This window comes from Phenylobacterium sp. P4_E10 (assembly GCF_056401675.1).
This window is the reverse complement of record NZ_JBFUIW010000030.1, coordinates 1-9,407: the sequence shown is the minus strand read 5'-3', so window position 1 is coordinate 9,407 and position 9,407 is coordinate 1. Positions and strand designations below refer to the sequence as shown.

Genomic DNA, 9,407 nt, shown 5'->3' with positions numbered 1-9,407 from the left:
GGCCTCCGGGGCCACCCACGCCCCCGACGCCGCCGGGTCGACCGGGGCCACCCACGCCTCCTGGACCGCCGGCCCCGCCGCTGGGCCGAGTGGCTACGCCAGCCCCGCCCGAAGGCCGTGTGAAACCGCTGGACGCGCGGCCGCCGCCATTGAAGCCTCCGCCCCGGACGCTCGTCGCGCCACCGCTGCGAATGCCGCCTCCGCCTGCACTGAATCCCCCGCCGCCGCGAGCGCCGCCACTGCTGAAGCCGCCGCCGCCCCGGCCACCGCCGCCACCGCCTCTACCGCCGCGGGCGAAGCTGGTGTCGGCGACGAATGCCCCCATCGCGACCAGCGCAGCGAGCAGACCCAGGCGGGACACGTGGTTCACGATCAAACCCTATCGCTGGAGGATGGCGCGGATGCGAACAGCGTCTTTCGCGGGCCGGAAGGCGAAGTCGTCGTCAGTCAACGGCGGATTCAACGTCCAGGTCAGGCGTGAGACATACCCGGGGGCGGCAGGGTCCCTGCGGTCGACGATGGCGACCTTGAGCGGCAGCGGCTGGCCGCTCTGCTGAATCCAGACCTGCCAGTCGATCTCGCCCTCACGGAAGGCGTAGTGATTGGTCTTCACGCCGTCGATCGTGTCGGTGCCGACCAGAAAGGCGGAGACCAAGCTGTCGGCGCGCGCACCGTCAGGTCCGGTCCAGCGAAACAAGTCGTCCAGCGGCAGCGAAATGCCGAACCGGGTTTCGACGTCCTGGATGGTCGCCTGTATCGTGGCCGGAGCTGGCCAGGTTGAGTAGTAGCCGAGCTTCGGCGCGTAGAGCGTGAATTCACGCCCGTCGTACAGGTACCGCCGGGTCCATTCGTCGCTGACGACGTCGATCACGAAGGCGTTCGGCTTGCGCACCTTGTAGTGCGCCACCCCGTCGAACTGGACCTTCTGGCCATCATTGGTGACGAGATCCAGGCTGGTCTGGGCCTTCAGTTCGAAGGTCGAAAGCCTCTGGAGGAAGGCGCTCATATCCCTGAGCGCGGCGACGGCGGCGGGATCGATCTTCTGGCCGGCCGGCTGCGCGCTAGGCGTTGGAGGGGCTGCCTGCGACGGCGTGCTCATCGCAAGACCGAGAGCGAGGCCGATGGCCGCTCCTACCAGAGCTTTCGCAAAGCTATCTTGATGCACCGGAGCGGCCCGATCCCGTTAAGTGGGTGGGCGTCAGTGGTATCATCAGGCTTCAGCGCTAAGGCATCAGGGTAAGTCACTAGGGACACGCCCGAATGACCGGAGTTGGACCTGCGCCGTTTATGGACTTTGGAAGTGTCTGAGGCGAGGGACCGCCTAGCCTTGGCGGGAATGGTGGACGTGACAGGGATTGAACCTGTGACCCCCTCGATGTCAACGAGGTGCTCTCCCGCTGAGCTACACGTCCGAACCAGTCGGCTCCCTTTCGGGAACGGGAGGCGGCGGTATAGCGGCGAGGACGGGCTTGTGCAAGCGCCCCCGCACGCCTTTTTTGCCGCCTAGGCCGCAGCCATCATCCGCTCCACCTCGGAGACGATTTCCCGCAGGTGGATGGGTTTTGAGAGCACCTTGGCGCCGGGAGGCGCGCTCTCGCCCGCGGCCAGGGCGACGGCGGCGAAACCGGTGATGAACATGATCCGCAGGCCCGGATGCTTGGCGGCCGCCAGACGAGCCACCTCGATGCCGTCCATGCCGGGCATGACGATATCGGTGAGCAGCAGGTCCCAATCCTGGTCCAGCACGGCGGCGGCTTCGTCGCCGTCGGCGCAGGAGGTCACTTCATAGCCGGCGCGCTCCAAGGCGCGGGACAGGAAGCCGCGCAGGGAGTCGTCGTCTTCGGCGAGTAGAATTCGGGGCATGGGCGCTCCGCAGTGCGAGTTCGTAAGGCGTGATGATAACTCGCCAGACGTAAATCCGTGATGAACCGCGAGAGCTCGCGATCTGTTTGACCCCAGGTGGGACGCATCGTCATATGGCGGCGATGAACGCCTGGGAGCCTATCGCCGCGGATCGCCCCGCCCCGAGCCTGCCGCCCTTCGAGGTGCGCCGCGCGGCCCCCGACGGCGCGCCGGCCCCCACCCCGCTGGTGTTCGCCTCGCCGCACTCCGGCCGCTCATATCCGGAAGACATGATGGCGGCGCTGGACGCGCACGCCATTCGCCGCTCGGAAGACGCCTTCGTCGATGAACTGATCAGCTCTGGTCCCGACCAAGGCGCGGCGATGATCAGCGTCAATCTGGCCCGCGCCTATATCGACGTGAACCGGGAGGCCTTCGAGCTCGACCAGGCGATGTTCGCCGACGAGCTGCCCGACTTCGCCCGGGCCCGCACGGCCCGAGTGGCCGCAGGCCTAGGCGCCATCGCCCGCGTGGTCTCGGAGGGCCAGGAGATCTACGCCCGCAAGCTGACCTTCGACGAGGCGCGTCGCCGGATCGAGACTGTCCACACGCCCTACCACGCCGGGCTGGCCCGGCTGCTGGGCGAGGCCCACTCGGCGCATGGTTATGCGGTCCTGATCGACTGGCACTCGATGCCGGCCGCGGCGGCCAAGGTGGGCGGCCGCAACGGCCCCTGCGACATGGTGCTTGGCGACCGCTTCGGGGCCTCCTGCTCGTCCCTCGTCACCCAGACGGTCGAGCGCGAACTGGAGGACCTCGGATACCGAGTCGCCCGCAACGCGCCCTATGCGGGCGGCTACACCACCGAGCACTATGGCCGCCCCGGCCGGCGCACCCACGCCCTGCAGATCGAGATCAATCGCGGGCTCTATCTCAACGAGATGAGCCTGGAGCCGACCAAGGGCTTCAAGCGGCTGAAGGCTGATCTGGAGAAGGTGATCGCGGCTCTAGCTCAGGCCGACTGGACGGGCCTGAGATAAGCCTTCAGGCCGGCCGCCGCGCCCGCATGGCCTGGTTGATCGTGCCGTCGTCGAGCCAGTCGAGCTCGCCGCCCACCGGCACGCCGCGGGCCAGCATGGTGACGCTCACACCCACCCCATCCAGCCGCTCGGCCAGGTAATGCGCCGTGGTCTGGCCATCGACCGTCGCCGGCAAGGCCAAGATCACCTCACGTACGTCGGCGTCCGAGGCGCGCGTCACCAGCGGACCGATGCGCAGCGCTTCCGGCCCGATGCCGTCCAGCGCCGACAGCAGGCCGCCCAGCACGTGGTAGCGGCCGCGGAAGGCCGCCGCCCGCTCCATGGCCCATAGGGCGCCGACTTCCTCGACGACGCAGATCAAGGAGCCGTCGCGCTGCCGGTCGGCGCAGATCGCGCAGGGGTCCTGGGTGTCGAGGGATCCGCAGACGCCGCAGGTCTTCACCCGTTCGGCCGCCGTCGCCAGCGCCTCGGACAGCGGCAGCAGCAGCTGGTCGCGCCGCTTCAGTAGCGCCAGCGCCGAGCGCCGAGCCGAGCGGGGCCCCAGCCCCGGCAGCTTGGAGAGCAGCGAGATCAGCCGCTCGATTTCAGGACCAGCGGACGAGGCCAAGTCAGAACTTCGGCATGCCGGGCAGGCCCATGGCCGCCAGCGGGCCGGCGGCCTCGCGCATCAGTTCGGCCTGCTGGGCGTCGAGCTTGCGCTTGGCGTCGGCGTGCGCGGCCACGATCAGGTCCGAGATCACCTCGCCCTCACCCGGCGCGAGCAGGCTCTCGTCCAGCTCCACGCCGGACAGTTCGCCAGAGCCCTTCAGCGTGACCTTCACCATACCGCCGCCGGAGGTGCCCTCGACGACAATCTCGGCGATGCGCGCCTGAGCGTCGGCCAGCTTCTGCTGCATGGCCTGAGCCTGCTTCATGATGGAGCCGAGGTCTTTCATGGCGATGTCTCTCTCGATAGGCCGCGCGACAAATCGGCGCCGCGCATCTTACTCGTCGTCTTCGTCGTCTTCAGGCGCGTCGGTGATCGGCGACGCCTCGGGCAGCGGAATATTCCGGATGCTAACGATCTCCGTCCCCGGGAAAGCCAGCATGACCGCGGTCACGAAGGGATCGGCCTCCACTTCGGCCCTCGCCTCCTGCTTTTCACGCTGATCCTGCTCCCAACGGCTTTCGGCCCCGCCGCCGCCGCGGGCGGCGATCAGCCAGGGCTGGCCGGTCCACTCCTTCAGCCGTCCGACCAGGCGCTGTGCCAGGTTGTTCGGCGCGCCCTTGACGGGCTCGTACTCGATGGCCCCCTGTCGGAAGCTGATCGGCCGGACATAGCGTTCGACGTCCAGTTGCAGGACGATGTCGCGCTTGGCCTTGATCAGGTTCAGCACGTCAGCGAACGAGTTGAGGGTGGGGACCGCGTCGGACTGGGCCTGGGGCGGAGCCATGACGCGAGCCTGGGCGGTCACGCCGCCGCCGCCCATGCTAGCCGCGACTCCACCACCACCACCGCCACCGCCACCGCCACCGCTAGGCGGAGGGGCGCCGACTGGATCGCCCGCCTGCAGACGCTTGAGCGCCTCTTCCGGGCCGGGCAGGTCGGCCGCGTAGGCCAGTCGGATCAGCGCCATGTCGCAGGCCGCCGCGGCGTCGGGCGCGCGACGCACCTCCTCGTGGGCCTTCAGCAGCATCTGCCAGATGCGCGAGAGATTGCCCGCGGAGACCGCCGCGCCGACCGCGGCCAGCCGTCCGGCCTGCTCCTTGGGCAGGGTCAGGGCCTGCGGACCGATCGCCTTGGCCACCGAAGCGCCGTGGGTGTGGTCCATCAGGTCCATCATCACCTGGCCCGGCTCAGCTCCGAAATTATAGAGCGTGCGGAAGGTCTCGACCGCCGGGCCGGCCTCGCCGCGCATCACCTGTTCGAACAGGGTGATGGTCTGGGCGCGGTCGGCCAGGCCGAGCATGTCGCGGATCGAGGCGGCGGTGACGGTCTGGCCGGCGTCGGCCTGGACGATGGCCTGGTCCAGCATCGACTGGGCGTCGCGCATCGAGCCTTCGGCGGCGCGGGCGATCAGCAGCATGCCTTCGGCTTCGACCCGCGCGCCTTCCTTGCCGGCGATCATCTCGAGGTTCTTGACGATCACGTCCGGCTCGACCCGGCGCAGGTCGAAGCGCTGGCAGCGCGACAGGATCGTCACCGGGACCTTGCGGATCTCGGTGGTGGCGAAGATGAACTTGGCGTGGGGCGGCGGCTCTTCGAGGGTCTTCAGGAGCGCGTTGAACGCCCCCGTCGAGAGCATGTGCACCTCGTCGATGATGTAGACCTTGTAGCGCGCTTCGACCGGCGAGTAGCGGACCCCGTCCAGCAACTCGCGCATGTCGGCCACGCCGGTACGGCTGGCGGCGTCCAGCTCCAGCACGTCCATGTGCCGCCCCTCGATGATGGGGCGGCAGTGCCGGCCCTCTTCCGTCAGGTCGAGATTGGGTTCGTGGACGGTGTCGGTCTCGTAGTTGAGCGCGCGGGCCAACAGGCGGGCGGTGGTGGTCTTACCGACCCCGCGAACGCCGGTCAGCATGAAGGCGTGGGCGATCCGTCCGCTGGCGAAGGCGTTGCGCAAGGTGCGCACCATCGCCTCCTGACCATAGAGGTCGTCGAAGGTGCGCGGGCGGTATTTGCGCGCGATGACGGTGTAGGCGGATGATTCTTCGGTCGGCGCAGGCGGCGGCGCTGCGGGCGCGCCAAACATGTCGCTCGTGTTGGGATCGCGCTCGAGCGTCTCGGGTTCTTCGTCTTCGGCCATTGGCGCCCGAGGTTGAGGCTAAAGGTGGAGACCGAACGACGACCCGGAGCGAAACTCGTTGTGGCTGCTTCCTTCCGGACCTGACCAGGTTGGCGAGGCGTCCGCCCGTCGCCGATCTCCGCCCCCTATATCGCGACCTTCAGGGTCGCGCGCAAGCGCCAGCGCAGCTACAACTCCGCGCATGCCGCTTTCAGCTCATCAAAACACCTTCGCCGGCAACCCTTTGAACCGCGCCAGCGAGCGACGAGGCGACGCCGCCTGGCTGGCCGAGAAGTTGCTGGCCCCCGAATCGCTCGCCATCGCGCTCTGGAACGGCAAGCCGCTGGTCGAGAATTCCGCCGATGGCGGGGTGCAGATCGCCTACATCCCCTCGCGCATGGCCGAGGACCTATCGGGCGGCGCCGAGCGGCTGCTCTTTATGGGCCTGTGGCAGGAAACCGCGATCTTCGCCATCGACCTGGAGGGCGGCCATGATCCGGCCGACGGCCCGCTGGCAGGGATCGGCCGGTTCGAGGAGCTTCGGGCGATCGCCATGCGCATGCCGGCGACGGACGCGGCGATCATGGCCACAGCCAAGTCGATGTTCGAGTGGCGTCGTCGCCATCGCCACTGCTCGGCCTGCGGCCAGCAGACCGACGTGGTCGAAGGCGGCTGGAAGCGCGCTTGCCCGGCCTGCAACGCCGAGCACTTCCCCCGGACCGACCCGGTGGTGATCATGCTGGCCGTGCACGGCGAGCGCTGCATGCTCGGCCGCCAGGAGATCTGGCCCAAGGGGATGTTCTCGGCCCTGGCCGGCTTCCTGGAGCCCGGCGAGAGCATCGAAGAAGCTTGCGCCCGCGAGCTTGAAGAAGAGGCGGGCCTGAAGACCCTGTCGGTCGCGTACCATTCGACCCAGCCCTGGCCCTATCCGTCGTCGCTGATGATCGGGCTGATCGCCCAGGTGGCCAGCGACGAGGCGACGCCCGACCAGACCGAGCTCTCCGAAGTGCGCTGGTTCACCAAGGCCGAAGCCCGCGACGTACTGGCCGGCAAGGTCGAGGGCACGTTCGCCCCCGGCGCTCTGGCCATTGCCCACCAACTGCTGAAGTCCTGGGCGGAGAGCGAAGACTAGCGCTCGATCTTCAGGATCACCTCGACGTCGTCGCCACGGCGGGTGCGGCGTTCCAGGCGCGCCTGGCCGATGGCGTTGGAGAGGTCGGCGGCGAAGGCCCGCACCTCGGGTCTCAGAGCGCCCTGCACGACGATCATGTAGGGCGGCGACAGCTCGCTCATGGTGCCGAACACCATAGAATCCACGAACGATTCGATGCTCGAACCGTGGCCGGGCAAGGCCTGGATGGCGTCCTGCAGCAGGCGGGCGAACTCTTTTGCGTTCCAGCAGCCGCTGGCGTCAATTTCAACGGTCTTCATCAGCCGGCTCGCACGCGGAAGGGGTCGGCAGGATAGACGCCGAGGATCTCGAAGCGCTCCGAGAAGAACTTCAGCTCGTCGAAAGCCCGGGCCAGGCCGCGATCTTCGGGGCGGCCGTCGACCTCGGCGTAGAAGAAGGTCGCCGTGAAAGCGCCGTTCTCCATGTAGCTCTCGAGCTTGGTCATGTTGACCCCATTGGTCGCAAAGCCGCCGAGCGCCTTATAAAGCGCGGCGGGCAGGTTGCGGACCCGGAAGATGAAGCTGGTCACGCACGGAGCGGTGAATGGCGGCGGCGGCGGGTTGTTGTCGGCCGTCATCACCAGGAAGCGGGTGGTGTTGTTGTGCTCGTCCTCGATGTCGCGGGCGACGATCTCCAGGCCGTAGAGTTCGGCGGCCAGGGCCGGCGACACCGCGCCGCGGGTCGGGTCCGGATGCTCCGACAACAGCTTGGCGGCGAGGGCCGTGTCGCCCACCGGCTCGGTCTTCAACCCCATGCGGCGCAAGGATTTTCGGCATTGCCCAAGGGCGATCGGCATGGAGGCGACGGTCTTGACGTCCTCCAGCTTCACGCCCGGATTGACCATCAGCTGGAAGTGGATCGGCTTGAACCGCTCGCCGATGATCTTCAGGCCCGAGGACGGCAAGAGGTGGTGCACGTCGGCGACGCGGCCGGCGATCGAGTTCTCCACCGGAATCATGCCGAGCTGGCAGTCGCCCAGCTTCACCGCGTCGAACGCCTCCTCGAAGGCGGCGTGCGGGACGGGCTCCATGTCCGGAAAGGCCGCGACGCAGGCCTCGTGGCTGTTGGCGCCGAGCTCGCCCTGGAAGGCGATCCGTCCCTTGGTCATGAAGTCTTCCTTGCGTGGGCGCGGGCCCGTTCGAGATCAGCGGGGTTATCCACCGAGATCGGCGCCTCGTCGATGACCGCGGCCCAGATCGACATGCCGAGTTCCAGCGCGCGCAGTTGTTCGAGGCGCTCGCGGATCTCCAGCGGCGATGGCGGGGCTTCGGTGAAGCGCAGCAGCGCCTCGCGGCGGTAGCCATAGACCCCGTGGTGCAGCCAGACCGGCGCGTCGCCGTAGAGCACCGAGCGGGTGAAATAGAGCGCGCGGGCGCTGCGGCCGTCGGGCGCCATGGCGGCCACGACCTTGGGAATGTCGGGATTGCTGCGCTCGGCGACGTCGGCCTCGGCGACCATCACCGTGGAGATGTCGCAGCTCGGCTGGTCGGCCAGCAGTTGGGCGCTGGCCTTCACCACCGACGGCGACAGGAAGGGAATGTCGCCCTGCAGGTTGATCACCACGTCATGCGCGCCGTCCGGGTCGAGGACGTTCAGCGCCGCGACGATGCGGTCGGAGCCAGAGGGCAGGTCGGGATCGGTGAGCACCGCGCGGCCGCCAGCCGCGGTCACCGCCTCGACGATCTCGGCGTCGCCCGCCGCAACTGCTACGGGACCGATGCCCGCGGCCTCGGCTTGCCGCAGTACGCGGACGATCATCGGCAGACCCGCGATATCCGCGAGGGGCTTGCCGGGCAGTCGGGTGGCGGCCATTCGGGCCGGGATGAGGATGATCGGTTTCATGACGCCCACGAGCGACCAACTGGCCGGTTGCGCGGGCGGCGGTAGCGTGTAAGAGAGCCGGGCGCAATAAGGGGCGGGGATTCCCGCGCTGACGCCAGCCTGTCCGGCTGGCCGTTGAGAGGGCCGATTAAGAGACTATGAGCGACCTAACGTTCAACAAAGTCATGGGCGCCGTGCTGGCGACCGGCCTGGCCCTTGTCGGCCTTAGAGAAGTTTCCTCGGGCGTTTTCGCCCACCATGAGGTCGAGAAGCCGGGCTACGCGATTGAGGTCGCTGAAGAAGCCGGCCCGGGCGGCGCGGCCGCCGAAGCTCCGATCGACTGGGGCACCGTCCTGCCGACCGCCGACATCAAGGCGGGCGAAGCGGTGTTCGCCAAGTGCAAGTCCTGCCACACCATCGAGGCCGGCGGCCCGAACGGCACCGGTCCGAACCTCCATGGCATCCTCGGCAAGAAGTCGGGCCAACACCCGGGCTTCGCCTATTCGCCGGCGATGATCGAGCACGGCTCCAAGCTGGGCGTCTGGACCTTCGAGGAAGCCTCGGAATTCATCAAGGCGCCGCAGAAGCACGTCTCGGGCACCAAGATGACCTTCGTCGGCCTGAAGAAGGCCGAGGACCGGATCAACCTGCTGGCCTATCTGAACAGCCAGGGCTCGAACCTGCCGTTCCCGGCTCCGAACCCCGCGGCTGCGGCCGGCGCGGCTCCGGCGGCGGAAGGCGCTGCGGCTCCGGCCGCGGGCGCAGCTC

Annotated in this window: 11 protein-coding genes, 1 tRNA gene and 1 other RNA gene; 3 read left to right on the top strand and 10 right to left on the bottom strand. The window is 68.3% G+C overall.

The window, feature by feature from the left end; genetic code table 11:
- Window positions 1–379: 379 nt before the first annotated feature.
- The 3 genes from AC1DQJ_RS20740 to cpdR form a co-directional block, all read right to left on the bottom strand.
- On the bottom strand, window positions 380–1,099 hold the full coding sequence (locus AC1DQJ_RS20740) for a DUF2092 domain-containing protein (RefSeq protein ID WP_477606846.1): 720 nt from the start codon (window positions 1,097–1,099) through the stop codon (window positions 380–382).
- Between the two features lie 238 nt (window positions 1,100–1,337).
- Window positions 1,338–1,412 (bottom strand) — tRNA-Val (locus AC1DQJ_RS20735).
- Window positions 1,413–1,503: 91 nt separating this feature from the next.
- The gene (gene cpdR, locus AC1DQJ_RS20730) at window positions 1,504–1,863 is read right to left on the bottom strand and encodes a cell cycle two-component system response regulator CpdR (protein WP_477606844.1); all 360 of its coding nucleotides are present in this window, start codon (window positions 1,861–1,863) and stop codon (window positions 1,504–1,506) included.
- Between the two features lie 122 nt (window positions 1,864–1,985).
- On the opposite strand from cpdR, the gene AC1DQJ_RS20725 reads away from it, so the two are divergent.
- Window positions 1,986–2,882, top strand: coding sequence for an N-formylglutamate amidohydrolase (locus tag AC1DQJ_RS20725; protein WP_477606848.1), 897 nt, complete (start codon window positions 1,986–1,988; stop codon window positions 2,880–2,882).
- 4 nt (window positions 2,883–2,886) lie between these two features.
- Here AC1DQJ_RS20725 and recR read toward each other — a convergent pair whose 3' ends face one another.
- The 4 genes from recR to ffs all read right to left on the bottom strand — a co-directional run bounded on the left by recR (window position 2,887) and on the right by ffs (window position 5,789).
- Window positions 2,887–3,489, bottom strand: coding sequence for a recombination mediator RecR (recR, locus tag AC1DQJ_RS20720; RefSeq protein ID WP_477606842.1), 603 nt, complete (start codon window positions 3,487–3,489; stop codon window positions 2,887–2,889).
- Between the two features lies 1 nt (window position 3,490).
- Complete coding sequence (locus AC1DQJ_RS20715) at window positions 3,491–3,817, bottom strand: YbaB/EbfC family nucleoid-associated protein (RefSeq protein ID WP_477606840.1); 327 nt, start codon at window positions 3,815–3,817, stop codon at window positions 3,491–3,493.
- Between the two features lie 48 nt (window positions 3,818–3,865).
- The gene (locus AC1DQJ_RS20710) at window positions 3,866–5,668 is read right to left on the bottom strand and encodes a DNA polymerase III subunit gamma/tau (RefSeq protein ID WP_477606838.1); all 1,803 of its coding nucleotides are present in this window, start codon (window positions 5,666–5,668) and stop codon (window positions 3,866–3,868) included.
- Window positions 5,669–5,690: 22 nt separating this feature from the next.
- Window positions 5,691–5,789: signal recognition particle sRNA small type (ffs, locus tag AC1DQJ_RS20705), an RNA gene on the bottom strand.
- Between the two features lie 60 nt (window positions 5,790–5,849).
- Between ffs and nudC the strand changes: the two genes are divergently transcribed.
- Window positions 5,850–6,779 carry an NAD(+) diphosphatase gene (gene nudC, locus AC1DQJ_RS20700; RefSeq protein WP_477606836.1) on the top strand — a complete coding sequence of 310 codons (930 nt, stop codon included), beginning with the start codon at window positions 5,850–5,852 and terminating at the stop codon, window positions 6,777–6,779.
- Here nudC and AC1DQJ_RS20695 read toward each other — a convergent pair.
- The 3 genes from AC1DQJ_RS20695 to AC1DQJ_RS20685 are packed head-to-tail and all read right to left on the bottom strand — an operon-like array spanning window position 6,776 to window position 8,660.
- Window positions 6,776–7,078: a hypothetical protein gene (locus tag AC1DQJ_RS20695; protein ID WP_477606834.1), complete on the bottom strand. Its 303-nt coding sequence runs from the start codon at window positions 7,076–7,078 to the stop codon at window positions 6,776–6,778. The genes nudC and AC1DQJ_RS20695 overlap by 4 nt on opposite strands.
- On the bottom strand, window positions 7,078–7,926 hold the full coding sequence (locus tag AC1DQJ_RS20690) for a prephenate dehydratase (protein ID WP_477606832.1): 849 nt from the start codon (window positions 7,924–7,926) through the stop codon (window positions 7,078–7,080). The genes AC1DQJ_RS20695 and AC1DQJ_RS20690 overlap by 1 nt, the downstream gene beginning before the upstream one ends.
- Window positions 7,923–8,660, bottom strand: coding sequence for a 3-deoxy-manno-octulosonate cytidylyltransferase (locus AC1DQJ_RS20685; protein ID WP_477606830.1), 738 nt, complete (start codon window positions 8,658–8,660; stop codon window positions 7,923–7,925). The genes AC1DQJ_RS20690 and AC1DQJ_RS20685 overlap by 4 nt, the downstream gene beginning before the upstream one ends.
- 137 nt (window positions 8,661–8,797) lie before the next feature.
- On the opposite strand from AC1DQJ_RS20685, the gene AC1DQJ_RS20680 reads away from it, so the two are divergent.
- Window positions 8,798–9,407, top strand: a 610-nt coding sequence (locus tag AC1DQJ_RS20680) for a c-type cytochrome (protein ID WP_477606828.1), incomplete at its 3' end; no start/stop codon positions are given.

What these genes read in the sequence shown, in the direction of transcription:
- AC1DQJ_RS20740 (WP_477606846.1), bottom strand. Translation starts at nt 1,099, where the DNA reads ATGAGCACGCCGTCGCAGGCAGCCCCTCCAACGCCTAGCGCGCAGCCG.
- cpdR (WP_477606844.1), bottom strand. Translation starts at nt 1,863, where the DNA reads ATGCCCCGAATTCTACTCGCCGAAGACGACGACTCCCTGCGCGGCTTC.
- AC1DQJ_RS20725 (WP_477606848.1), top strand. Translation starts at nt 1,986, where the DNA reads ATGAACGCCTGGGAGCCTATCGCCGCGGATCGCCCCGCCCCGAGCCTG.
- AC1DQJ_RS20715 (WP_477606840.1), bottom strand. Translation starts at nt 3,817, where the DNA reads ATGAAAGACCTCGGCTCCATCATGAAGCAGGCTCAGGCCATGCAGCAG.
- AC1DQJ_RS20710 (WP_477606838.1), bottom strand. Translation starts at nt 5,668, where the DNA reads ATGGCCGAAGACGAAGAACCCGAGACGCTCGAGCGCGATCCCAACACG.
- nudC (WP_477606836.1), top strand. Translation starts at nt 5,850, where the DNA reads ATGCCGCTTTCAGCTCATCAAAACACCTTCGCCGGCAACCCTTTGAAC.
- AC1DQJ_RS20695 (WP_477606834.1), bottom strand. Translation starts at nt 7,078, where the DNA reads ATGAAGACCGTTGAAATTGACGCCAGCGGCTGCTGGAACGCAAAAGAG.
- AC1DQJ_RS20690 (WP_477606832.1), bottom strand. Translation starts at nt 7,926, where the DNA reads ATGACCAAGGGACGGATCGCCTTCCAGGGCGAGCTCGGCGCCAACAGC.
- AC1DQJ_RS20685 (WP_477606830.1), bottom strand. Translation starts at nt 8,660, where the DNA reads ATGAAACCGATCATCCTCATCCCGGCCCGAATGGCCGCCACCCGACTG.